25 protein-coding genes are annotated in these 23994 nt (G+C 56.3%); 10 read left to right on the top strand and 15 right to left on the bottom strand.

The window, feature by feature from the left end; translation table 11 throughout:
* The first annotated feature begins 128 nt into the window (after nt 1-128).
* The 3 genes from guaD to ACVDG4_RS02200 all read left to right on the top strand — a co-directional run bounded on the left by guaD (nt 129) and on the right by ACVDG4_RS02200 (nt 3115).
* A complete protein-coding gene (gene guaD / locus ACVDG4_RS02210; RefSeq protein WP_447233865.1) occupies nt 129-1457 on the top strand; it encodes a guanine deaminase in 1329 nt (442 codons plus the stop codon).
* Nucleotides 1458-1532: 75 nt separating this feature from the next.
* Complete coding sequence (locus ACVDG4_RS02205; protein ID WP_306148570.1) at nt 1533-1886, top strand: hypothetical protein; 354 nt, start codon at nt 1533-1535, stop codon at nt 1884-1886.
* Entirely contained in the window at nt 1886-3115 is a 1230-nt protein-coding gene (locus ACVDG4_RS02200) for an HlyD family secretion protein (protein WP_306148569.1), read from the top strand. The genes ACVDG4_RS02205 and ACVDG4_RS02200 overlap by 1 nt, the downstream gene beginning before the upstream one ends.
* Here ACVDG4_RS02200 and ACVDG4_RS02195 read toward each other — a convergent pair.
* A complete protein-coding gene (locus ACVDG4_RS02195; RefSeq protein WP_447233864.1) occupies nt 3090-4358 on the bottom strand; it encodes an MFS transporter in 1269 nt (422 codons plus the stop codon). The two genes, ACVDG4_RS02200 and ACVDG4_RS02195, sit on opposite strands and share 26 nt — an antisense overlap.
* 70 nt (nt 4359-4428) lie before the next feature.
* On the opposite strand from ACVDG4_RS02195, the gene ACVDG4_RS02190 reads away from it, so the two are divergent.
* Nucleotides 4429-4845, top strand: a complete 417-nt coding sequence (locus tag ACVDG4_RS02190) for a helix-turn-helix domain-containing protein (RefSeq protein WP_209175135.1) — start codon at nt 4429-4431, stop codon at nt 4843-4845.
* A 17-nt stretch (nt 4846-4862) separates the two neighbouring features.
* On the opposite strand, the gene ACVDG4_RS02185 is transcribed toward ACVDG4_RS02190, so the two are convergent.
* The 3 genes from ACVDG4_RS02185 to glyA all read right to left on the bottom strand — a co-directional run bounded on the left by ACVDG4_RS02185 (nt 4863) and on the right by glyA (nt 9126).
* The gene (locus ACVDG4_RS02185; protein WP_447233863.1) at nt 4863-6260 is read right to left on the bottom strand and encodes an MATE family efflux transporter; all 1398 of its coding nucleotides are present in this window, start codon (nt 6258-6260) and stop codon (nt 4863-4865) included.
* 152 nt (nt 6261-6412) lie between these two features.
* A complete protein-coding gene (locus ACVDG4_RS02180; RefSeq protein ID WP_447233862.1) occupies nt 6413-7723 on the bottom strand; it encodes a serine hydrolase domain-containing protein in 1311 nt (436 codons plus the stop codon).
* Nucleotides 7724-7800: 77 nt separating this feature from the next.
* On the bottom strand, nt 7801-9126 hold the full coding sequence (gene glyA, locus ACVDG4_RS02175; RefSeq protein ID WP_447233861.1) for a serine hydroxymethyltransferase: 1326 nt from the start codon (nt 9124-9126) through the stop codon (nt 7801-7803).
* Nucleotides 9127-9234: 108 nt separating this feature from the next.
* Between glyA and ACVDG4_RS02170 the strand changes: the two genes are divergently transcribed.
* Entirely contained in the window at nt 9235-10134 is a 900-nt protein-coding gene (locus tag ACVDG4_RS02170) for a LysR substrate-binding domain-containing protein (RefSeq protein WP_447233860.1), read from the top strand.
* A 43-nt stretch (nt 10135-10177) separates the two neighbouring features.
* Here the strand turns inward: ACVDG4_RS02170 and ACVDG4_RS02165 are convergent, their stop codons facing one another.
* Genes ACVDG4_RS02165 through ACVDG4_RS02155 form a run of 3 tightly spaced genes read right to left on the bottom strand, consistent with a single transcriptional unit; the run spans nt 10178 to nt 12618 of the window.
* A complete protein-coding gene (locus tag ACVDG4_RS02165; protein ID WP_409688110.1) occupies nt 10178-11221 on the bottom strand; it encodes a succinylglutamate desuccinylase/aspartoacylase family protein in 1044 nt (347 codons plus the stop codon).
* On the bottom strand, nt 11221-12126 hold the full coding sequence (gene rimK / locus ACVDG4_RS02160; protein WP_008193904.1) for a 30S ribosomal protein S6--L-glutamate ligase: 906 nt from the start codon (nt 12124-12126) through the stop codon (nt 11221-11223). The genes ACVDG4_RS02165 and rimK overlap by 1 nt, the downstream gene beginning before the upstream one ends.
* Nucleotides 12127-12150: 24 nt before the next feature.
* A complete protein-coding gene (locus tag ACVDG4_RS02155) occupies nt 12151-12618 on the bottom strand; it encodes an ATP-dependent zinc protease family protein (protein WP_409688115.1) in 468 nt (155 codons plus the stop codon).
* Nucleotides 12619-13086: 468 nt separating this feature from the next.
* Between ACVDG4_RS02155 and ACVDG4_RS02150 the strand changes: the two genes are divergently transcribed.
* On the top strand, nt 13087-13578 hold the full coding sequence (locus ACVDG4_RS02150) for a MarR family winged helix-turn-helix transcriptional regulator (RefSeq protein ID WP_447233859.1): 492 nt from the start codon (nt 13087-13089) through the stop codon (nt 13576-13578).
* Nucleotides 13579-13590: 12 nt separating this feature from the next.
* Complete coding sequence (locus tag ACVDG4_RS02145; RefSeq protein WP_447233858.1) at nt 13591-14460, top strand: alpha/beta hydrolase family protein; 870 nt, start codon at nt 13591-13593, stop codon at nt 14458-14460.
* Nucleotides 14461-14530: 70 nt separating this feature from the next.
* Here the strand turns inward: ACVDG4_RS02145 and ACVDG4_RS02140 are convergent, their stop codons facing one another.
* Together ACVDG4_RS02140 and ACVDG4_RS02135 are read right to left on the bottom strand one after the other, a co-directional pair.
* Nucleotides 14531-15265 (bottom strand): SDR family oxidoreductase, encoded by a 735-nt coding sequence (locus ACVDG4_RS02140; protein WP_447233857.1) that lies wholly within the window; start codon nt 15263-15265, stop codon nt 14531-14533.
* Between the two features lie 21 nt (nt 15266-15286).
* Nucleotides 15287-15931, bottom strand: a complete 645-nt coding sequence (locus tag ACVDG4_RS02135) for an NADPH-dependent F420 reductase (protein ID WP_447233856.1) — start codon at nt 15929-15931, stop codon at nt 15287-15289.
* Nucleotides 15932-16018: 87 nt separating this feature from the next.
* Between ACVDG4_RS02135 and ACVDG4_RS02130 the strand changes: the two genes are divergently transcribed.
* Nucleotides 16019-16918 carry a LysR family transcriptional regulator gene (locus ACVDG4_RS02130; RefSeq protein ID WP_447233855.1) on the top strand — a complete coding sequence of 300 codons (900 nt, stop codon included), beginning with the start codon at nt 16019-16021 and terminating at the stop codon, nt 16916-16918.
* An 88-nt stretch (nt 16919-17006) separates the two neighbouring features.
* On the opposite strand, the gene ACVDG4_RS02125 is transcribed toward ACVDG4_RS02130, so the two are convergent.
* Entirely contained in the window at nt 17007-17549 is a 543-nt protein-coding gene (locus ACVDG4_RS02125; RefSeq protein WP_447233854.1) for an amino acid synthesis family protein, read from the bottom strand.
* Nucleotides 17549-18724, bottom strand: coding sequence for an MFS transporter (locus tag ACVDG4_RS02120; RefSeq protein WP_447233853.1), 1176 nt, complete (start codon nt 18722-18724; stop codon nt 17549-17551). The genes ACVDG4_RS02125 and ACVDG4_RS02120 overlap by 1 nt, the downstream gene beginning before the upstream one ends.
* Before the next feature lie 221 nt (nt 18725-18945).
* Here ACVDG4_RS02120 and ACVDG4_RS02115 point away from each other — a divergent pair, with 221 nt between their 5' ends.
* Entirely contained in the window at nt 18946-19752 is an 807-nt protein-coding gene (locus ACVDG4_RS02115) for a LuxR C-terminal-related transcriptional regulator (RefSeq protein ID WP_447233852.1), read from the top strand.
* 244 nt (nt 19753-19996) lie between these two features.
* On the opposite strand, the gene ACVDG4_RS02110 is transcribed toward ACVDG4_RS02115, so the two are convergent.
* From ACVDG4_RS02110 to rplM, 3 genes are all read right to left on the bottom strand, one after another.
* Nucleotides 19997-20536, bottom strand: coding sequence for a YqaA family protein (locus ACVDG4_RS02110; protein ID WP_447233851.1), 540 nt, complete (start codon nt 20534-20536; stop codon nt 19997-19999).
* Nucleotides 20537-21003: 467 nt separating this feature from the next.
* Nucleotides 21004-21480, bottom strand: a complete 477-nt coding sequence (gene rpsI, locus ACVDG4_RS02105) for a 30S ribosomal protein S9 (RefSeq protein ID WP_133947081.1) — start codon at nt 21478-21480, stop codon at nt 21004-21006.
* A 2-nt stretch (nt 21481-21482) separates the two neighbouring features.
* Nucleotides 21483-21950 (bottom strand): 50S ribosomal protein L13, encoded by a 468-nt coding sequence (gene rplM / locus ACVDG4_RS02100; RefSeq protein ID WP_133947080.1) that lies wholly within the window; start codon nt 21948-21950, stop codon nt 21483-21485.
* A 305-nt stretch (nt 21951-22255) separates the two neighbouring features.
* On the opposite strand from rplM, the gene ACVDG4_RS02095 reads away from it, so the two are divergent.
* The gene (locus ACVDG4_RS02095) at nt 22256-23524 is read left to right on the top strand and encodes a GGDEF domain-containing protein (protein ID WP_447233850.1); all 1269 of its coding nucleotides are present in this window, start codon (nt 22256-22258) and stop codon (nt 23522-23524) included.
* A gap of 23 nt (nt 23525-23547) precedes the next feature.
* On the opposite strand, the gene ACVDG4_RS02090 is transcribed toward ACVDG4_RS02095, so the two are convergent.
* Nucleotides 23548-23973 carry a PaaI family thioesterase gene (locus ACVDG4_RS02090; protein WP_447233849.1) on the bottom strand — a complete coding sequence of 142 codons (426 nt, stop codon included), beginning with the start codon at nt 23971-23973 and terminating at the stop codon, nt 23548-23550.
* Nucleotides 23974-23994 lie beyond the last annotated feature (21 nt).

Genomic DNA, 23994 nt, shown 5'->3' with positions numbered 1-23994 from the left:
CGGCCCTCTCATGGAGGTCTTTCTTGAAATTCTGAATGTATCTCGCGTTGCCGCCCTCCCGGATCGCGTCTAAAAGGCCTTGCCTCGCACAGCGGGCTCCGGCAGCATAATTTCAGGGACATAGAGATTTGGCAGACACAACGGCAAAACTTCTGCGCGGCAGACTGCTGACCTTCACCTCCGCGCCCGGCGGCCCTGAGGACACATCCGCCTATACCTATGAAGACGATGGCGCGCTCCTGATTTCCGATGGAGTGATCAAGGCACGCGGTTCGTATGCCGATGTCAAAGCCGCAGCTTTAGAGCCATTTGAGGAAATCGATCACCGGCCGTATTTGCTGATGCCCGGTTTCATCGATACGCATTTGCATTTTCCGCAAGTGCAGGTCATCGCCTCTTGGGCGGACCAACTGCTGGACTGGTTGAACGACTACACCTTCCCGGCCGAGCAGAAATTCGCCGACAAAACACACGGTGACCGGATCGCACAAGGCTTCTACGACTGTTTGCTTGCAAACGGCACGACGACGGCGGTCGCCTACTGTTCCAGTCATCCGAATTCGGTCGAGGCGTATTTCGAGGAAGCCGGCCGCCGGGGCATGCTGATGCTCGGCGGCAAGACGATGATGGACCGGAATGCGCCGGAAGCCCTCTGTGACACTGCCGAAAGCGCCTACACTGACAGCAAGGCACTTTTGGAGAAATGGCACGGCAAAGGTCGCGCCCACTACGTCATCACGCCGCGGTTTGCGATCACCTCGACGCCCCAGCAGCTGGAGGCAGCCGGCACGCTCCTGAAAGAGTATCCGGACTGCCATTTGCAGACGCACATCAATGAGAACCACAACGAGATTGCCTTCACGAAGGAGCTCTACCCGGACGCACAAGACTATTTGGGTGTCTACGAAGACTGCGGACTTCTGGGGCCCAAAACACTACTGGGTCACTGCATCCACATGAATGACCGGGAATTGGGCGTGATGCGGGAAACCGGTTCTGTCGCCGTATTCTGTCCGACCTCCAATTTGTTCCTGGGCAGTGGCCTGTTCGACAAAAAACGGACAGAAGCAGCCGGCATAAAAACCTCGATCGCGACCGACATTGGCGGCGGCACCAGCTATTCCATGCTGCGCACGCTGGATGAAGGCTACAAGGTCCTGCAATTGCAGCGCCAGCGCCTGCATCCGCTTGAAACCTTCTACTGGGCAACGCTTGGCAATGCGAAGGCGCTGTCGCTTTCTGAAAAGATCGGCTCGCTCGACGTTGGTACCGACGCGGACATTGTCGTTCTGAACGCCAAAGCCACGCGCCCGATGGCCTTGCGGATGGAAACAGCTGAAACGTTGTCCGAAGAGCTGTTTGTTTTACAAACCCTGGGTGACGATCGGTCCGTTGTCGAAATCTATGTGGCAGGGGTTCCGCAGAAACCTGCAGACCTCGACGCAGCCGGCCTCTAACGCAAAATTACGTATTGCCCGCAAGGCACTGACTTTGTCTACTAAGAACAAAGTCTCGGCTTTGAAGGGGATGTTGTGGACACAATCACGAGCAATCTTAGCCATGATCCGCTGCCGTTTTTTATCACGGCACCGGGCCAGACAGACACGCTGTTCATCGCGGTCAGTATCTTCATGGTCCTGGTGCTGGTCGGGTTCGGCGCGCTGTATTTCACAGTTCAGGCTTGGCCGGACCGGATGGCGTCCGGCATGGGCAAGACCCAGATCCAGATTGTCGGGCTGCTCGGCCTGTTGTCACTGATCACCTTCAACAACGCCTTTTGGGTTGCAGCTCTGTTGCTCGCCGCCATTCCAATTTCGCAGATAGTTTTACCAGTTAAGGTCAAATCGCTCCGTTATGGCCGGACCGGCAAGCGAAGGATCCGGTAATGCTTGAGCTGCTTTTCAGCGCCCTGATTACGATCCTTCCGGATTACCTTTATCGCCGCTACAAGCAGGGCAAGCGGCTTGGTCATGAGATCAACCTGTTCACAGTGTGGTATGAACTGCGTTGGGGCATCACGTCCTGTGCGGTGCTTGCGATCAGTCTGCTGACGGTGATTTTCTATTTTCACCCCACCACGACGAATGTCACCTCACTCTTCAGGACCGTTTCTATTCTCAGCGATCGACCCGGCCGGGTCGAAGAGGTCTATGTTGCCGACAACCAGTTTGTCCGCGCCGGAGACCCCATCTTCCGGCTCGATACGCAGCGGCAACAAGCGGCAGCCGAGACAGCGCGGCGCCGGATTGCCGAGGTGGAAGCCGCAATTCTGGTCGGACAAGCGGAACTCGCAGCAGCCGAAGGCAATATCGTTGCTTCTGAAAGTCAGTTGCGCCAGGCACAGGATGATCTCACGCGGCGCCTGAACCTGTCTGAGCGCAACCAGAATGTGGTCACCAAGCAGGAATTGGAGCGCCTACGGCTGTCGGTCGAAGGTCTAACCGGGTCGCAGGAAGCAATCAAGGCGCAGCGCGATGCGATCCAGACCCGGCTCCGGGTTCTTCTCCCAGCGCAAAAGTCGAGTGCCGAAGCGGCACTTGCGCAGGCGGAAACAGAGATCGAAAAGTCGACCGTCTTTGCCGGGACAAACGGTACTGTCCGCCAGTTCAAGCTCCAACCGGGTGACCTCGTCAATCCAATCCTGCGTCCGGCCGGTATTCTGGTCCCTGAAGGATCGGGCCGCGGCCGCTTTCAGGCTGGCTTTGGCCAAATCTCAGCTCAGATCCTCCACATCGGCACGGTCGTTGAGATTACTTGCGCCTCAAAACCGCTTGCCGTCATCCCGATGGCTGTCACCGAAATCCAGGATGCGATCTCAGGCGGTCAACTCCGGCCCACAGATCAGCTAATCGATATTCAGGATCGCGCGCGTCCCGGCACGATCCTGACTGTTCTAGAGCCTGTTTTCGAAGGTCATGCGGATTACATCCCACCCGGCAGCCGATGCATAGGCGTTGCGTATTCAAATCACGACAAGGCCATCAAGTCTGGTGAGATTTCCGGGTTCTCTGCCTTCCTGTTCCGGATCGTGGACGGGATGGGAATTGCGAATGCGCTCGTCATCCGCATCCAGTCCCTTCTGTTACCGGTCAAAGTACTGGTTTTTCCAAACTAGGCTCTGAGGGCACAGCCATTCTTACGGGTCTGAAAAGTCTAACTGCCAGTGCCAAAGATGCGAAGACAACAAATGCTGCGCCGCTCACGGCGTATACCGCTACAAAACCATAGCTCTGGAGTGCCGGAGTAAACACAAATGGCGACACGATCTGCCCTAAGAACATCGATGTTGTGATCATGCCGGAGACCGTTCCACGCCGAGCGGACGGTGCAATGTCGAGCGCGGCAAGAAACAAGGCCGGCTGGACGAACGCATAGCCAACGCCAATCAGTGCGCAGCCTGGAATGATGAACTCCCACGCTGGATACATCGCAAGCGTGGCGAACCCACATCCCATGATGAGAAAACCTGCCGAAAACGTGATTGGGAGACCGAGACGGCCGCGGATCGCTGCAAACTTCAACGCAGTGAAAGCGCCCGACAGGGTCAAGGCGCCAAGCCCGAGCGCTGTGCCGGTCGCCCCGTCAAATCCTGATGTTTCAAGATAAAACGGCAATTGGCTTGGCATCAGAAAAAAGATCATCACGGTCAGCATTGAAAGACCGGCAAGCCCAAAAGCATAGACCAGCCACGATCCGGCTTGCGCAGCTGATACTTCGGTTGCCGCACTGGTTAAGGATGTGGGCACGTCGTGTGCGGGTTTCCGGTTCCGATACTCCTGTTTCATAACCGGCCAGAGCAACGGCAGCAGCAGAAGAGGCAACGCATAAATTACAAAGGGCAAACGCGGAGAAACGCCGGCCAACAGACCGGCTCCGCCAATAAACAAAAAACCTCCGAAATTAATCGCAACAACCTGCCCTCCCATAAAGGCGCTGCGGCGGTTGCCCTGAAACAAATCCCCGGCAAGTGCGACCTGCGCGGTCATCGTAAAAGCAAGGGCGACCCCAAGCAGAAGACGGCTTATAAGGATGGCAGTCAGATCGTTCAGATAGGCACCGGCACTGCCCGACAGTGCGAACACCAAAACACCGGCCATCAGCAGCCAGCTTCGCCCGAAGCGGTCAATCGCAAGACCGGCAAGCGGTGCAACAAGAACCACGGTCAAGGACGGCGCCGAGACCAAAAAGCGGACCAGATAAGCTGCGCCCGGCTCGCCTGAAAAACTGGCTTCCAGCGCAGGCAAGGCAGGACTGATCGTGGCATTTGCCATGATTTTTAACGAGGCTGTCAGAAGCAGCGCCAACGCAGTTACATCGCGCCAAAGCGATGTTTCCGGCCGGCCATTTGTATAAGTCATGTAAAAATCCTCTTGCATGACGACTGAGTTGGCTGCAGCCTACAAGTTCAAGTCGACTTAAGGTCAAGAGATGAAATTACTCGATATTTCGGAAGTTGCGCGCCAGTCCGGGGTCGCCGCATCAGCGCTGCGCCACTATGAGGAAAAGGGTCTGATCCATTCCGCCGGCAGGCGTGGCCTGAAACGGCTGTTCGGACCGGAAGTGCTCGATCAGCTGGCTGTCATCCGGCTCGGCAAAGCCGCCGGTTTTTCGCTGGAGGAGATCAAGGGCATGTTCGGACCGGACGGCCGCCCGTCCCTCTCCCGCTCGGTCCTGCGCACAAAGGCGGACGATCTCGATGATCAGATCACCCGGCTGACATCCTTGCGGGATATGATCCGGCACGTTGCCGACTGCCCTGCACCGCGTCACATAGAATGCCCGAAGTTTCAAAAACTCATCCGGATCAGTGCCCGAAGGAGCGCTGTGAAACCCAGCAAGTTCTAAACTCTTCAGGTAGTGGCTTAGCGGCGGTTGAAAAAGAGAATGACCTGGCGGGCCTGACGCTGGAAGATGCTTGGCCCTGCGGGTCTGCCGTCCCCGGTCTCGACCGACCGGATCACCGAGCGCACCAGGAAGATGGCCGCAACGCCAAAAATCACACCGCCTGCGGCCTGACCGATCAGCACCCCGGGAGCTCCCCAGATCGATCCGCAAATCATGACGAGCGGGATGGTGCCAAGCGTATGACGGCCCCAGTTCATCCAGGTCGAATAGAACGGACGCCCCAGATTGTTGAAGAATGCGTTGGAGACGAAGAGAGCGCCATTGAAAAAGAATGCCAGGGCCAAAGGGCCGCAGAAGAGATAGATCAGCGTCAGGGCCACGCCTTGCACTTGAAACAGGGCGGCGATCGGCTCTCTAAGAAGAAAAAGCACCAAGGCGGCGAACGCAACCACTAGGGCCGTGAACAAAAGCGCATCCCGCAACACGGTGCGAACCCTTGTGTAGGCCCTTGCTCCATAATTCTGCCCGACGATCGGCCCTACGGCACCGGAAAGCGCAAAAATCGTGGCAAAGGCAAGCGGGCTCATCCGGGCAACGACTGCCATTCCGGCAACCGCATCTTCACCGAACTCCGCCATCGAGCGGGTGACAAACGCCTGACCGACAGGGGTCGCCAATTGGGTGAGAATTGCAGGGACGGCAATGGCCGCGATCGGCGGCAAAGCTTTCATGAAAGCGGATTTACCTGGAAGGCTCAAACCGCCGTAATACTGAAAGATCGGCCAGATGGCGAAGACAGCCAGCGCGATGCGGGACGCTGCGCTTGCAAGGGCGGCGCCGGTCAACTCCAGACCGAAGCCAAAGATCAAGATCGGATCCAGAACCGCGTTCACCAAACCGGCAATGATTGTGCAGGACATCGCGCGCCGGGCATCCCCGTGAGCCCTAAGAATGGCGCCCCCCGCCATGCCCAACAGCAAAAACGGCAAGGTTGGAACAATGATCGACAGGTAATCAACGGCAAGTCCGTGGGTCGCGCCGGTCGCGCCAATCAGGCTGACTAGAAAATCCAGCCCGAACCAGACCAGGGTCGCAAACACAATGCAAAAGAGGACGCCCCAGCCGAGTGCTGCTGATGCCCTGCTGCGCGCATGTTCCTTGTCTCCCTCGCCGAGCGCCCGGGCCACCAACGCACCGGCTGCAATCGCAACACCGATGTTGAAGGATGTGGTGAAGAACAGGATTGCGCCCGCATAACCGACCGCCGCCGCCAGCTCATCCTTGCCGAGCATCGAGATGAAAATCATATCGACGAAATCAACGGCGAAAATGGCCATGAGACCGACGGACGATGTCAGCGACATCACGGTCACATGATGGAACAGGTTGCCGGTCAGGAATTTGGCTTGGGACATGAGCACAGACAGTTTGCCGGGACTCAGACAGTGGCCCCTGCGCGCGTCATGCCACGGGAAGCACGATTAAGCCAACTCTTTTCCCATGACAGCGCACAAACGTTCCGTGGAGTGGGACAGCCACTACCAACCCAGCCACAACACCCCCAACCCTAGTCTTCGAAAGACCGGGAGATAGCATCCATGGCAAACCATCCGAGCAAAATGTTCTCCTTGTCTGCACTTACGGGCAAAGAGGAGAATTTTACGATAGCTGTGCGGGTCGTCGGGTTAATCCAGATGTGCTGGCCATTAACACCGACAGCAAAAAAGGAACCATGATCATCGCGCGTGGCATACCATTGGTTCCTGTAGAAGCCGTCAGCCCATATCTCCGAATAGCTGGTTGGCTGCCAAGCTGAGTTGTCGCCATTGAAACGCGTATCATCTATCCAGCCAGACGAAACAATCTGCTGGCCGTTATAGTAACCGTCGTCCAAAACCATTTGGGCGAACCGAGCCAAATCACGGAGTGTCAGAACAAAACCACCATTGGCTGCCGCGGAGCCCTTGTAGTCGACCGTGATTTGACCATCGTGATCCGCACCAAGCTTGGACCAGATAGCATCACTGAAAAAGTCTGCAAACCGCTGTCCTGACGCCCTTTCAATAAGCCAACCCAAAACGTCGGTATTGATCGACGCATAGTGAAATTGCTGGCCGTGTGGACGGGACGGTTCTTTCTCGATCGTTTTGGCGAAAGCGTAAACGCCTTCCGAGGCAAATGGGGCGGATGCTCCGCGCCATGCCGAAGATGCTTCATGCGCAACGACCTCGGCATCGGGATCAGCATAATCCTCTTTGAAAATGATGGATGTCGTCATATCGAGCACTTGGCGCACAGAGGCCTCGCGAAACCCCGGAGCGGCCTGCAATTCGGGAATATAATCAACCACCTGAGCCGTTGGATCCAACCGCCCATCGTTGACGAGAACACCAGCCAGCATGCCGGTTACCGATTTTGACACCGACATAAGGAGATGCCGGGTGTCCGGGGTCATCCCATTATAATATCGCTCAAAAACCAACTCCCCATCTTTAAGAACGATAAATCCATCGGTGTACGTGCGAACCAACATTTCAGAGACGGTCAGGGTTCCGCCTTCAGCGTCCGTGAATTCCAGTCCTGACAAGTCCGCGAAAGCCGGTTCCAGAGCTGTGGATGAACCAGACCCACGGCTAATGTTGGCCACGTGCAGGAATTCACTTATGTGCTGAAAGGCCCACCTGTTGTCGGGCCCTTTATCCCAGGAAGCGATGTCTACCGTTCGCTCGGGCGGAAAGCCCTTCATGATACCAAGTTCTGCAGCAGTTTTGGGCCGGCCATCAACCATGTCACCCTCAGCAGACGCTGGAGAGTGCATTGGAGAGAACATGAAAAAGCACATGGCCAAGCTGCCACCCATCAAGTTCAATCTTCTCATGATCCGTCCTCCGGTGTGCGACATCAGTATCCCCTGCATTCAAAACTAAATGGCCTATGATTGATAGTATCAGGAGCCTACACGTTGTGAACGAAATGAATATCGTTGAACTCAGCCCGGTATGCCGAGACCTCCCGGGCAAGAGTGGCCGGATCGTTGGTGGTCAGGGCACATGCGATCAGACCCGCCAATTTTGGTGCGTCTTTAGCGGTCACGCCTCTACGCACCAATTCTGGGGTTCCAATCCGCAGTCCGTTCATGTCTCCCTCAACCGGTGCAATCGGAAGGCCTATGCCACAAGCTAGGAAACCGGCTTGGCGTAGTTTTTTCGAAGCCGCTTGCCCGCCGCCGAAACTGGCTGCCTCAACTGCGAACTGATGGGACTGGGTAAAACCCTTTCCTCCGCCGAAGACTGGCACACCATTTTCCTGCAGCTCCTTTGCAAGGTGTTGTGACAGAGCGATCATCTCGGCCGCATAAGCTTCGCCATAGGCCTTCCAGTCCAGCATGGTTATCGCGAGGCCTGCCGACTTGGCTGCATCAAAATTCGCTGTCATGCCGGGAAACGCAATCGCGTCCAACCGTTCTGCCAGATCGGCTTCATTGGTGACCAGCAATCCACCTACCGGTCCGCCGAGGCTCTTGTAGGTGCTCATGGTCATCATGTGGGCCCCTTCCTTGAGCGGGTTCGGCCAGGCCCTGCCGGCAATGATCCCGCATTGGTGCGCCGCATCGAAGAGAACCTTGGCCCCGCACCCGTCTGCAGTTTCGCGGATTTCGCGGACAGGATGCGGGAAAAGATTGAGGCTGCCGCCAATGGTGATCAGTTTCGGTTTTACGCGGCCGGCCAGTTCCTTCAGCCCATCAAGATCGACCGTGTAGCCATCCGCGCTTACTGGCGCTTCGTGAATATCAAGGCCAAAGAGGCCGGCACATCCGGCCGTGTGGTGGGTCACGTGACCGCCGATGGACGCGGGCGGCGCAATAATCGTATCGCCGGGACGGCAGGTCGCCATGAAGGCGTAGAGATTGGCCAGCGCGCCGGAGCCAACCCGTATTTCGGCGAACTTCGCCTGAAACACTTCCGCGCAGAGTTCGGCGCAAATGACCTCGATTTCCTCGATCGCTTCCAAGCCCATTTCGTATTTGTCGCCCGGATACCCGAGCGACGGCCGCGACCCGAGCCCGGCGGCGAGCGCAGCTTCGGCCTTTGGGTTCATGACGTTGGTCGCCGGATTGAGGTTAAAGCAGTCGCGGTCATGGATCTGGAGATTCTGTGCGATCAACGCGTCGATGCGCGCCTGCGTCACCTCCAGATTGGCTGAGGCGGTTCGGGCAGCCAGCTCCTGAACGTAAGCCTCGCAGGCGTCCGGCACCCAGTTTCTTCTTTCCAATGCAGTCATTTCGCTCTCCCGCGCTGTTGATTGGAACGAAAGCAAATGCGGGTGGAACCTGCAAACGAGATTTGCTAATTATTTGCCCTAGAAATTCTATGCCTCATTGGATCTGTTATGGCCGTTGCCCCGCCGCGACCCAAGATGCCGCCGCTCAACGCTTTGAAAGCCTTCGAAGCAGCTGCGCGCCTCAACAGTTTTTCAGCTGCCGCCGACGAGCTATGTGTTACGCCGGCTGCGGTCGCACAGCAGATCAAAAGCCTCGAAACCTGGACAGGCAAAAAGCTGTTCAAGCGCAACGCCAAAGGTGTTCAATTGACACCTTTGGGCGCGACCGTCTTGCCCGGCTTCATAGCGGCCTTCGACACGATGGCGTCTTCGGTGCAAACCCTTAGGGCAACCGCCAACCCGCTGGACATCCGGATCGCGGCCACACCAAGCATCTCGCAACTATGGATCTCGCCGCGCCTGCCGCGTCTGAGGGCTGCAATACCGGACCTCTCCCTCTCCCTGACGGCCATGGAAGAGCCGCCAAATCTTACGCGAGAACCCTTTGATCTTGCGATCTTTTTTAGCAGCACATCAGATCACTGCAGCAATGAAATCTTGATTGGATCGGACACGATATATCCAGTGTGCTCGCCTGAGACTGCGCAAAAACTCCGCACCCTGGATGATCTGGCGAGTACGACGTTTTTATATGATACCGCCTGGAAATCGGACTGGGAGACTTGGCTCTCGCACATCTCGGAGGGCAAACGGCTCCTAAAGTCAGGCCCGGAGTTTTCTCTTTATGCCTTGGCCCTGCAGGAGTGCAAGAATGGCGCAGGCGTCTTGATCGGACACGACTTACTTATGCGGCAGGAGCTGAAGACTGGAACCCTGGTTGCTCCGTTTCCAGAAACAGTTGCCTTGCAGAAGAAACTCACCATCAAAACGCGGCATCAACTGGACCCAAATTCTCCGCTCGGGACGGTGGTGGAATTTTTGAAGAAGTCAGACCCTCATGCGGCCTAGGCTTGCGCTTTGCGTTCATTGAGGCGACGAATGTTCGTCTCGATCAGATGATCTCGTCTTCATCGAACATCGGATCGTCCTCGAGCTGGTTGCTGAGGTTTTCCAAAGTGCCCTCCGCCCGAGGAACGGACATCACACGCCCGAGGTGAAACACGGCATCGCCCTCGTTGACGACCGGCATGACTGCGCGGCCAACAATCACCCCGTCAAACGGCGCAATGATATCTTGTTCCCGCTCGCCGAACGGATCGGACACCGCGCCCAAAACGGTACCCTCACGCACCAATTCGCCATCGGCTTTAAAGATCCGCAACAGTCCACCCATCGGCGCACGCAGCCACTTGCTGGACCGGCACACCCAGGGGCCCGATTTCGGTTTGGAGATCCCCTTGGCGGTCAGCATTTTGAAATGCCGCATGATGCGCAACACCCCGGCGACACCGGCGCGAACGGACAACTCATCAAAGCGCAGCCCCTCGCCTGCTTCGAACAAAAGTACATCCTTGCCGGCATCTGCAGCAGCTTGTCGAAGCGACCCGTCGCGGATGGGCGAACGCATGATGATCGGAGAACCGAAAATTTTGGCGAGCTCCATGGTCCGCTCATTGTCCGGAGAGACCCGCACCTGCGGATAGTTGATCCGGTGGATCGCAGCAGAATGAAGGTCAATGCCGAGATCCGATCTTAGCACGATCTCGTTCATGAACTGGTGCGCTAGACGGGACGCCAAAGGCCCGCTTGCAGAACCTGGAAACATGCGGTTCAGGTCGCGCCTGTCCGGCAGGTATCTGGAGTGGTTGATAAAACCGAAGGCGTTGACGATCGGGATCGCCAGCAAAGTGCCGCGCATCGCTGCAAGGCCAGGTGCTTTCAACAAACGCCGGATAATCTCAACACCGATGACCTCATCACCGTGAACACCACCGCTGACAAAGATCGTTGGTCCGCTGCGTTTGCCGTGGACCACGTGCACGGACATGGTGACTGGTGTGTGATCTGAGAGCACGCTAACCGGCACATCAACTGTTTGCCGGGTTCCTGCCGGAACCTTGTATTGGCCGATCTCGAAGGCCGCGCGCGGTGCCATCAACCGCTGCCCTTCGTTCTGGTCGCGCCAGATTTGGCGTGTTTCTCCATGTACTCGATGATCTTGCCGGCGATATCAAGCCCGGTTGCCTTTTCAACGCCTTCCAGGCCCGGGGACGAGTTGACCTCCATAATGACCGGCCCATGGTTGGACCGCAGCATATCAACGCCGCACACGTTCAGCCCAAGGCTTTTGGCCGCGCGAACGGCCGTTGCCCGCTCCTCACTGGACAGCTTGACCACCTGCGCAGATCCGCCGCGGTGCAAGTTGGAGCGGAAATCGCCTTCCGCCCCCGTCCGTTTCATGGCAGCGACCACCTTGCCGCCAATCACAATTGCCCGGATATCGGTGCCACCGGCTTCCTTGATGAATTCCTGCAGCATGATGTTCACGCCGGCACCGCGAAACGCCTCGACAACGGATTTCGCCGACCGGTCGGAATCCGCTAGAACCACACCGATCCCCTGCGTACCTTCCAAAAGTTTGATAACGATCGGAGCCCCGCCTGCAAGCCTCAAGACTTCTTCTGTCTGTTTCGGATCATGGGCAAAAGTCGTCACTGGAAGCCCAATGCCATCACGGGCCATCAACTGCATGGAGCGCAGCTTGTCACGCGAGCGTCCGATCGCGACGCTTTCATTAAGCGGGTAGACGCCCATCATTTCAAACTGCCGCAGGACCGCCATGCCATAAAAGGTTACAGATGCTCCAATCCGCGGAATAACGGCATCAAATCCAGTCAACTTCTCACCGTTGTAATAAACTTCCGGCCGCCGCGACGCGATGTTCATGTAACACCGTAAGGTGTCGATGATTTCCAGCTCATGTCCGCGCGTTTCCGCGGCCTCTTTCAGACGTTGGTGCGAATAGAGTTTGGCGTTCCGGGCCAGCATTGCAATTTTCATAATACGTCCTTTCAGCTGAATTCGTCATTTCTCGCTGATCAAATAAGCGCGGCGGGTATGGACGGCGATGGCGTGATTTTTCAAAGCAGAGCGCCCGACGATCATCGGGAACGTCATGTTTGTGCGATCGGATAAAGAAACATCAATGGTCCAGGTTCGCGTTCCAAATCGCGCCCGGGTGCGGATGATGATCCGCTCTTCGGGAATACCGCTTGTGTTCTTGATCCACCGGTCAGAATGAATTTTTGCGGTGGCGTAGTGGTCGCCCTGTCCATCCGCGTCCAACGTCAGAAAACGGACCCAGGGTTCCCCATTTTGTTCGAAGTGTTCGATTTCACTGACATGCAGTGCAGACGTCCGCGCGCCCGTATCAATCTTCGCCTTTACACCGAAAAGATCCAAATCAGGCAGGCTGACTCGCTCCATCCATCCAATGATTGTGAGCGGGCGTTCCTTGCGCTTCGGCGTGTCCGGTTCTGGTTTGTCCGTCATTCCATCCATGACCACCCTACTGTTGCAAAGCGCTGCCGGGACTACAACCCATCTGGGCCGATCAATCCGTGCCGGACACACACAGAGCTGCTCGCCACCACAAGTCTGATGCGGCGGTTCACTGCTGTTCGAGTAAAATGATAGTCTTGCCCCAAGGCGCCTACTGCCCAACATCATGTCCATTATTTGCGATCAACAGCAAGCGAATTCTTTGTTCATTCGCAATAATTTGCAGCGGATAGGCGGAGCTGAATTTCATGATCAGAAACACAGAACAACTAAATTCGTCGCTCTGATACTTAGCTGAAGAGCTTCCCTCTTTTCGAAGCGCGCGGCCAGCAGCGCTTGCTCCAATTTCCAAGTGCGATTGCCGTCAAAATCATCATTCCGTTTACGTCAAAAAGAACCTTGCCAGACGAGATATTAGTTCGTATTGAAACTAAATTAGTCCACATACGAACCAAATAGATGTCCAAGAAACTTCGTGTTTTCTATCTTCTGCAAGTCGCCTATTCGGCCGTGTTCCGCGCGGCAGATCACCGGGCCAAGCAAAATACGGGACTTACGATCACACAGATCGCCGTCCTCTTTCTGCTCAATGAAAAGGACGGGCAACCGGTTTCCGAAATCGCAAATCATCTTTCCATGGGGAAGTCCAGTCTCACCGGGCTGATCGACCGGATGTGCGAGAAACACCTGGTCAGGCGCAGTCCCTGCCCGGTCGATGGACGTGTGACAAGGGTCTACCTGAAGGAGACCGGTCGGACGGCAGCGCAAGAAGCAGGCCTCCACACGCGACATTACAATGCCGCCCTGCTTGCTCCGTTCACGGAAGATGAGCAGGACGTCATCGGCCGGTTCCTTAACCATCTTGCCACCAACGCAGACACCATCATCAACGGGCCAGGTACCGATCAATTCGATGAGCCGGACACGGACAAAAGCCAATCCCCTTCCTGAAGGAGCTGAAGCATGCGCACCGTTCAATCCCAATCCCTGACCTTTCAGGCAGAAGACGGCTGGCAGCTGACCGGAGACCTGTATGCTGGCCCTTCGCCGAAGGTCGCTATTCTGGTCTCTTCAGGCACCGGATTTCCGCGGCGTTTCTATAGGCATATGGCAGCTTACCTGGCCGAACAGGGCGCTGTCGTTCTGACCTATGATTACCGGGGGATCGGCGGGTCCAAGACAGCCTCGATCGCCCGCTCCGCAATCGATCTGCCGGACTGGGGCCGTCTTGATATGCCGGCCGCAATCGATGTTCTGGAGGCAACGGCCCCGGAGCTGCCGATTACGCATCTGGCACACAGTGTGGGTGGGCACTTTCTTGGCCTGATGCCGAACCACGACAAGATCGCGCGCAATGCTTTTCTGGCCGTCAGCACGGGATACATCGGCCACCACGCGGCCCATTACCGCCCGATGGAAGCCTATTTCTGGTGGGGTCTGGGCAGTTATTCCTTGCTGCGCCATGGTCAGTTGAAGCCGATTGGCGGGTGGCGCGGAGAAGCACTGCCCCCGGAAGTCTTCAAGACCTGGCGCAGGTGGAGCCACAGCCCGACCTACTTTCAAAAGGACTTTGAGACCGCGCTGGCACCGCAGCACTATGATCAGGTTCGCTCGCCGATCCGCAGCTGGCTGTTTACAGACGACCCGATTGCAACACCCAAGGCCCATGAGGTCCTTCTGGACGCTTATCCGAATGCGCCCAAGTCGCTGACCTTCACCTCCCCGAAAGACCTCAACGTCAAGCGGATTGGTCACGAAGGTGCCTTCAAACCAGAGTGCGCGCCCCTTTGGGCCGACGTGTTCGAATGGCTGGCAAACGGCTCAGAACATTAGAGCACCAGTCTTTAGGCATGTCACCGGCAATCGCCCGGCAATCATTGGTGCTTAATTGTCGGGACCGGTTTTATCGCGTGGCGTTTTGCCGGATCATGTGGCCGCCGTCGACATCCAGAACATGGCCGGTCGTGAAGGTGTTTGCCATCAAGAACAATGCAGCTTCCGCAGCTTCATCGACTGTCCCGACCCGGCCCAGCGGCAGGGACTCGCCCGTTGCTGAATACATTTCTTCTCTTGCAGCCTCCGGCACAGCCGCATAGGCATCAGAGCGGATCATGCCCGGAGACACGCAATTGACCCCCAATCGGGGACCGAGTTCTAAAGCCAATCCATAGGTGAGGCTCTCAACGGCGCCGTTGACCGCGCCCAGACCGGAGCAGTTCATTCCGGGCCTCCGGGACAAGACACCACTGAAGAACGTGATCGACCCGCCATCGCGAAGATGTGGCAGCGCTGCCTTAGCCGTCAGATAGGGTCCGAAGAATTTTGCATCGAACATGGCCCGGAGTGGGTCCTCTTGCAAATCGGAGAACGCTCCGTGGGCCGCACTCGACGCGGAAATCACCAGATGATCAATCGATCCGAGCCTATCCGCCCATGCGGTTCTGGATGTCGCATCCGTCATATCCAACGGCAGCACAGTCATGCCCGATTGGTTCTCCGCAACGCTTTCGAGTTTCGCCGCATCCCGGCTGGAAATGATAACATCAGCGCCCTGCGTCAGCGCACGTTCGGCAACTGCCCGACCGATCCCGGAGCCGCCGCCGACAACCGCTACTCTTTTTCCTTCAAAATTTATCATTTCAAGTTTCCTTTTGAGGATTTACCGAATGGCTTTCACTTCGGGCTGAATGAAATTGAAAACCGTATGCGGATCCCGGCCTGCGAACAAAAACTTGATGACAATGGCGGCCGCGGCCTCCAGCTGGTGGGCATGCGCATTGCCGCCGAGCCGCAGCGGTTCGGAGCCAACATCGGCAATCAGCCCGGCAACGGTCTCATCAATCTCCTCATCGGACGTATAGAGCGTGACCAGCTGACGGCCATCATAGATCATGTTCGGGTCTTCCCAAACGGCGACTTGCGCCATGTTGAAGGCCTTGGCGACATTAGCACCCGGCAATGCATCCGCGATGGCCTGGGTCAGCGACCGACCATCCTCGCGGGTCGTTAGGAAGGTCTCGATGCTGACAGGGTTATTAATATCAATGACCGTCTTGCCCTCGAAGGCGGCCGGTCCACCAGTGTTTTCTATGGCCGAAAACACATCTTCCCAACGTGTTGCCAAAACAATCACGTCTCCAAAATGGGCCGCTTCCTGAGCGGTTCCAGCACGAACACCAAGGGAGCTAGCTGCGGCTTCAGTTTTGTTCAGATCCCGGCCGGACAGCATCACCTCGTGTTTGGAAGCCCACTTGCCCGCCAGGGCCTTCGCCATTCCGCCGGCACCAATAAAACCGATGTTCATTTCCATCTCCTGTTGTCTGATGGCTTGAACATGGTGCGGAGGCTGGCATAAATAAAATCGCGAAATTAGATATTAGGTATAATCTGGGTGGATATAAAACAAACCGAGCTTGGGCTGCTCCTTGCCCTGAATGCCCTGCTGGACCATGAGAATGTCTCACTGGCCGCGAAACAGATCGGCATCACGCAGCCTGCCATGTCGGCGCAGCTCAAGCGGCTCCGCGACCTTTTCAACGATCCACTTCTCGTGCCGTCCGGCCGGCGTCTGGTGGCGACCACGCGCGCACGTGCTTTGCAGAATGACCTGCACGCCCATCTTCAGGGCCTAAACGCCTTGGTGCGCGATCACACGGTTTTCGACCCGGCATTGAGCGAAACAACGTTTCGTCTGATCGGGACCGACTATGTCCATGCCGTTTTGGCCGCGCCCGTTCAAAAGATGCTGGCGACGGAAGCCCCGGGTGCGCGGGCGGCATTTTTGGCCTTCGATCCGAAAACGCTCTGGTCATCGCTCGAAGTCGAAACGGCAGACCTTGCGCTTGCAACGGGCATGTCTTTGCCGGAGGCAAAAAGACAATCAGCGCTCACAGAAGATTTTCAGGTGATCATGTCCAAGACGCATCCTCTTGTGGGACAGCAAATGACACTTGAAGGATTTTGCGCTTTCCCGCATATCCTGGTGTCACCGGAAGGCGGTGGCTTCATTGGAGCCACAGACCGTGTCCTCAAAGAGACCGGTCACAAGCGCCGCGTTGCGATCTCGTTGCCGAGTTTTCTGCTGGCTCCAGCACTTGTATCCAGCTCCGATGCGCTTTGCATGATGCCGAGCCGTCTCGCCAAACTGTACGAAAGCAATGTGGCTTGCAGTCCATCGCCCTTCCCGTCCCCCGTCTTTGATGTCGATCTGATGTGGCATCCGCGCCGCCAAAACGACCCCGCCCACAAATGGTTCCGCGGACAGGTCCGACGTTTGGCGCAAGGTCTTTGAACAAACCTTTGTAAGACTGTGATGGACGGAGATAAGTTCTCGCTCGGCAGACCTCTCTGATCTGGAGTGTCCAGCCAGTATACAAAGGCTACTTTGTCGGCCCGCTCCCGACCCGCGCTCTAACACGGGGTCCATCGGCCATACCGAGGCATACAACGATTTCATCAGCTCTTGGTGCGTCGGCAAGGCTAACAGTCATTGTGTCAATGTGGTCGAACGACCAAGCCTCATTCTTGTGGCCAAGCGGCAGATCCACTGCAACACCCATTGCACCCACTTTGACATTTGATGGCATCAGGGCCTGACCGCCACCGATTTGGCTCCGCACCGGTTTGCCAAACCTTGGGTGCAACAATGCCGCTCCATGTTCGGCGATGCCGTCAAGACCGACAATTGCTGCCTTGCCATAGGACACTGCTGGACCGCCAAGGCTTTTCACAACGTCAGCTGCAAGCTTTTCGCCCAACATCGCTCCGCTCTCAAAAAGCGCAGAAAGATCGTCTTGCTCCAGACCAGCAAAAGGGTTTTGAATCACGGCCAGCGCCGCGCATCGGATCTGTGGCGTAGACACAACTCCGGTTTCATCGGTTTCAGTCAACTCACGGATTAAAACGGTTTTCCGGATGTGCATTACGTTTCTCCTTTGACCAGTCGTTCCGCACCCTGTCTCTGAACCAAGCGGAATGCTAGGGCAGCAGGAACAACTGCAGCAAACAAACACATTCCAAAGATCAGCGCCGCACCCGGGGTGCCAACACTATCGAAAATTGCGCCAGAAACCGGCGGGGCCGCGGTCATGATGGCGTAGTAGATGGTGAAAAAGATCCCCATTCCGAATGCTCTGCGTTCCGGGGCAACAGCTTGGCCAGAAAGTGCCATGATGATCCCGGCTGGCGCCATACCGATCAGGCCGAAGAGCAAACTCGCGAGAAGTCCGGCAGAGGGAACGCTCAAGAGCACAAGTGCCGCGATGGCGCCCGTCATACAGAAGATCAGAACAACGTCCCTGCGGCCGAACCGATCCACGATTTGACCGCATATGGCCCCTGATACGATCATCAACCAGCTCCCAACGCTGATTACGCCCGCGGCTGCGATACTCGACAAGCCATGCACCTCAAGCATCTTTGGCCCAAAGCTGAGATAGACAACATAGCCTGCGTTAAAGACGGCCCATGCGACGCCCGCACAAATGATTAAAGCCCATTCCGTTCGCGACAACTGGAATGCCCCTTTTGATGCAGGGCCGCTGTGTGTTTCAGGTGGGCGGTAAAACATCAGGACAGCGACAGCCGCGAGCGCGCAATAGATGGCAGCGGACAAAAATGGCACCCGCCATCCATGAATTTCTATGAGCCAGGCATAACCCGCTTGCCCCATCGCGATGCCAAATGGCCAACTCATGACGAGAATACTCATCGCGGTTGCGATTTCGCGTCCATCGAACCAATCGGCAACCATCTTGGTAAAGTACAAATTTGCGAACAGGAAACCTGCCCCTGCCATAAGCCGGCCAAGGGCAACCAGAGTGGGATCGTTCGCCAACCCGCACATGACGCCGCCAAGGGCAAGTGCGGCAAGTCCACCACCCGCCAGCAACCGATCAGAAGCGTAACGGCCAGAGAAACCTGCCGGAAGGGCGAGAAACAGGCCAGGCGCCATAAACAGACCGATCAGCAAGCCAATTTCGGCATAGGCCAATCCGAAACTCATTGCGAAAGCGTCGCCGCTCGACGCCATGGTCTGAAATTGCAAGCCGAGCCCGACCCGGGCAAAGAAGAGGAGTGAAAGCATCCGCCAGCGCATCGCTCACCTCCAATCGGACGCAACAGTGAACTGTTGCACTTGCTTGACCGTCATGACGCTTCTCCTTGCCACACCATGACGAAAGGTTATCAAGCGGCACATTTTCCCAGTATCATGCGAATGCAGTATTTTATGCGAAGAGATGCAGTATTAGTCTGACGCAAATGCCGGAGCACTGGCTGTGTTAATCGGGAAATGGCACGAGAAATATGAAAAACTCTATGAAGCCGGCGTCCGATATTCTCAGCCCACGTGAGATTGAAATCGCGAGCAGCTATGCGGACGGTGACACTTATCAAAAGATCGCCGACCGGCTTTGTCTCGCACCGTCTACAGTCCGCACGCACCTTGCAACCGTCTACCGCAAGCTTGAAGTTTCCTCAAAACTTGCACTGCTCGCCCGGCTGAATGGGGATCAACCCAGCAACGAAGACCAGACGGACCATGCGGCCGTCATATCGGAATTGGCCCTCAGCCTGGAGGAGGCCTTGCGCCGAGAGCGCACGATGGCTGAGGTTTTAAAAATCATCAGCCGATCACACGGCGATATCGACGCCGTAATGGCCGCGATCCTCGGCTTTGCTCTGGAGTTGTGCGAAGCCGAATTCGGGGTTCTATTCGAACACCACGGCAACAATCAATTTTCCGCCAGTTTCTATCGTGGCATACCGTCGGCATTTCGCGATTGGTTTGACGAACAAGGCGCATTTGCTCCCGGTGCACAAACTGGATTGGGCCGGATGGAAAACACCCACGAAGTCATAAACATCTTCGACGTTCGGGCCGAGAAAGTTTACCACACCGATGATCCGCTCCGGCATGCAACAGCCAAGCTGGGTGGTGCCCGATCCTTTGTCGCTATCCCGATGCTGTCTGGCGACCGGTTGGTCGGAGCCTTCACAATTTACCGGCAACAAGTCCGACCGTTCAGCCGCGAGGCAACAGAACTTGCCCATACCTTTGCCGATCAAAGCGTGATCGCTCTGGAAAATGCCAGAATGTTCAGCGGCTTGCGCTCAGGCAATTGATCTGAGACCCGAGATACCTCCAGCACTTTTATCCAGCTCGGACGCACTGAGCATCATGCCGAGCGGTATCGCCAAACTCCACGATGGCAATGTGTCGTGCGATCCATCGGCCTTCCCGCCCCCCGCCTTTGACCTCGATCTCCTGTGCCTCCCGCCGACAAAATGACCCGGCCCACAAATGTTTCCGAGCACAGGTTCAGCGCTTGGCCAGGACCTTTGAGGCTTAAGAAGGTACCCCGACCGATCACACGAGCTTAACACCCCGGCGACGCTTTCGCAGACTGGAAGTTTTGATCATTACGAATGCCAAGCCGAAGTAGCGCGCGCCGCGCGACAAGGCTGCCGCCAACATAAACAACGGGAACGCCATTCCCGTGGCTCCAGCCAAGAGCATGGCAGTTTGGAATGGTATTGGCACGACGCCAATGACAAATACGGCAAAGAAACCGTAGGCTTTCATCCATTCTTGCGTTGTCGCAAGCCCAGCCTGCCAGCCGAAGGTGTCAATCAAGAGCAGGCCAACACTTTCAAAAAACAGCCAGCCAACTACGTAGCCGACAGCCGCGGCTGCAAGACACCCGATCGTTGCCATCGCGGCCAAAGTCCAACCGCGCTTGGGATTGAGCAGCATGAGCGGAGCCAGAACGGCCTCAAGCGGGACAGGAACCACTGTCGCTTCGGCGAAACTGACAACCGCGACACCAATATTGCCCGACCGGGAATTTGCCAGACGCCATGACCAGCGAAACAACCGGCGGCGTTTACGGCCAGTTCCCGGCATCATTGGCAGCGTCTTTCATGTGGGACAGAGTCTTTATCCGGAAGTGCTGCTCTTGAGGGACACAGGTCCGTCCTAAAAATTGCCTGGATGTCGCGCGCATAGTCTATCTGCCGGAACTTTATCGGATCAGAAATCCACTCCATCGGGCCCTTAAGAAATCTCATCATCCAAGCAGAAAACCATAAACCAATATTGTTACATTTTTGGCCTTCGGGTCGCGGCGTAGAAGCAATGCAGGCTCAACACGTGGGCACGGTCTATGTCATGCTCGTAGGCCATTTCTGCAGTCCATCAGCCGATTAGATGGCCATTCAGGTAGATGGGAACTTCGCTGAGTTTCGCAATGGGAAAATCGCCGCGGTTCGGGAAAACTGAAGGGCCGCTCAATCGGCTTTGCAGTCCTGTCATACAAAAAGCCCGCCGGAGCGATCCGGCGGGCTTTGAAGTCTTCGAACCAGTTGGTCCAGCGATTAACGCTTGGAGAACTGGAAGGACCGGCGAGCTTTCGCGCGGCCGAATTTCTTACGTTCAACAACACGGCTGTCGCGTGTGATGAAGCCGTTCTTCTTCAAGATCGGACGCAGTTCCGGCTCGTAGTGGGTCAGAGCCTTGGACAGGCCGTGGCGCACAGCACCCGCCTGACCGGACAGACCACCACCGGTAACGGTGGCAACGATGTCGAACTGACCATCACGCTCGGTGATCATCAGCGGCTGTTTCAGGATCATCTGAAGAACCGGACGAGCGAAATACTCGGTGAAGTCCTTCTTGTTGACGATGATCTTGCCGGTACCCGGCTTGACCCAAACGCGGGCAATCGCGTCTTTACGCTTGCCGGTTGCGTATGCACGGCCCTGTGCGTCCAGCTTCTGGACATGGACCGGAGCTTCAGGGGCTGCGGTGTCGACCGCGCCGCCCAGTTCTTCCAGGGATTGCAGCTCAGCCATTGTTAAGCCCTCTTGCCGTCATTTTTTGCGTTGAGGCTCTTCACGTCGACCAGTTCCGGCGACTGAGCTTCATGCGGATGGTTCGGACCAGCGTAGACCTTCAGGTTGGACAGCTGCTTGTTGGACAGCGGACCGCCCGGCATCATGCGCTGAACAGCTTTTTCCAGAACCCGCTCCGGAAAACGGCCTTCGAGAATGCCGCGTGCTGTACGCTCTTTGATGCCGCCCGGGTGGCCGGTGTGCCAGTAGTACTTCTTGTTGTCGTACTTGCGGCCGGTCAGAACCACTTTGTCGGCGTTGATGACGATGACATTGTCACCGGTGTCGACGTGCGGCGTGTAGGTCGGCAGGTGCTTGCCGCGCAGATGGTTGGCGATGTAGGCAGCCAAACGGCCAACAACCATGCCTTCTGCGTCGATCAAGATCCACTTTTTCTCGACCTCGGCCGGCTTGGCAGAGAAGGTCTTCATGAGTTCGATCCATGAGTTCAGGTTAAAGAAAAGGCCAGCGCGGCTTTCAACAAGCACAGCGAACGGACCTTCAATTCGTTCGGATCGAGCTTATACGCCTGTCCAAATTGGGCGTCAAGAACCTTTATTCGTTCAACGCTTAAAATAACGTAATAAAATCATACATTTAAAAAAACGGTATTATATTACCGCATCTTTTTTGCGTCTTTCGATGGCTTATCGTCATCCTGCAGCGTCGGTGAGACCAAAGCGCTGGAATTGGCAGCATTCAATTTTCCGCTATTTTACGCGCCCTTAAGCGGTCGATGGCTACGATCTCCCCCGGATATGACTGGGAAACCCTGATGAACGTCACGCGTTTGTATGAACAACACCGCTATACGCTTCTTGCCGCAGCCACGGGAACGCTGGCCCTGATCGGCATCGTGTGGATTGCACTGGACACCCTTATAGACTGGCAGGTCCAGGAAGCCATCAAGCGCAACGCTGAGGAACGGGCGCTCAATTGGTCCCACAATTTCCTGGAAACCACGCCGTCTGCCATTGAACTGATCCAGACAGGCAAAGGCGATATGGACGATATCAACCGCCTGGAAGACTCCTTTGCCCTGGTGAACATCATCCGCTTTCAGCTCTTTGACGAAGAAGGCCGGCAGACCTTCCTGTCAAACGGGAGCCTGGACCGGGACAGCAACTACGGCGACGCACCCAACGAGAACGCTGTTCTCGCCTTCGAAACGGGACAACCTGTCATCGAGGTTCATCACGATGACAATGACGAGCGGACGGATAGCGATCCCCGGGTTCCCGAGACCTATATCGAGGCGTATGTACCCGCGATCACCTCTTCCGGCGAAAAGGTTGGCACGATCGAGCTTTATGTGGATGCCAGTGCCTTTGAAGAAGCTTTGGAAGAAACCTTTCAGGAAGTCAGCATATACCTCGTCGCCGGAACCGTGCTCGTTCTTCTGTTCCCTATCGGCGCATTCGTGCGCCGGACCCAACAACTTATGCAAAACGACAAGCGTATGCTTGAGTTGACGCGGTATGACCAACTGACCGGTGTTTTCAACCGCAATTCGACCACACAGCATTTAAAGGCACTGTTCATCGATCCCGATAGAGCGGCCGGAACCGGCATTCTTTTTGTTGACGTGGACTATTTCAAACAGGTCAACGACAAGTACGGCCACGCCTGTGGTGATATCCTTTTGAAGCATATCGCGGATGTGCTGAAATCCAGTATCCGCCTCAAAGACGATGTCGTTGGCCGCTATGGCGGGGATGAGTTCGTGATCCTGTGCCGGAACATTACGAAAGAGGACTTCCGGGGGCTCTGGCAGCGCGTCATGGAAGGCGCCAAGACGCCCTGCACCCACGAAGGCAACAGCTACACACCCAGCTTGAGCGTTGGTGCTTATCTCTCCCGCGATGGAGATACGGAAGACCTCGCCCTGCACCGCGCGGACTTGGCGGTCTACGCGGCCAAACGCGGCGGGCGCAACCAGGTCGTTGAATACTCAGAAGATCTGGAAGGGCTTTTCAAGGACGAAGCTGCTCAGAAAAGTGCCTGACACTTTCTGGAGTATTTTGCCGACTACCGCGGCGGGATCGAATAGGTGGCCGTTGCATGGGCAACCATATCTTCCTGCCCCTCTCCGGCAATCGCGCAGTCGACCACGGCCAGCCGTTTTCCGAGCTTCAAAAGACGGCAAGTTGCCAGCAAATCGCCCGGCTCCGGCTTTCTCAGGAAGTTGATGTTGAGATTGGTGGTGACAGCCAAGGCCTGCGGCCCAATATGCGCCAGAATGACGACATAGGCCGCAAAGTCTGCCATCGCCATCATGGTCGGACCGGACACCGTGCCACCGGGACGTAAATGCCGCTCGTTGGCTGACAGGCGTAGAACGGCTTCGCCGGGCCCGACACTCTCGATAGCATAGACGCGGCCATCGGCATGGATTTGAGGAAAAACCTCATCCAGCATCCCCATGATTTCATCAGCGTTCATGATCGGCTGCATCGACTCTCCCAATCCATTCAA

This window comes from Roseibium sp. MB-4, assembly GCF_053005265.1.
Note: the sequence above shows the minus strand (reverse complement) of the source record. Positions and strands in the feature narration are given on the sequence as shown.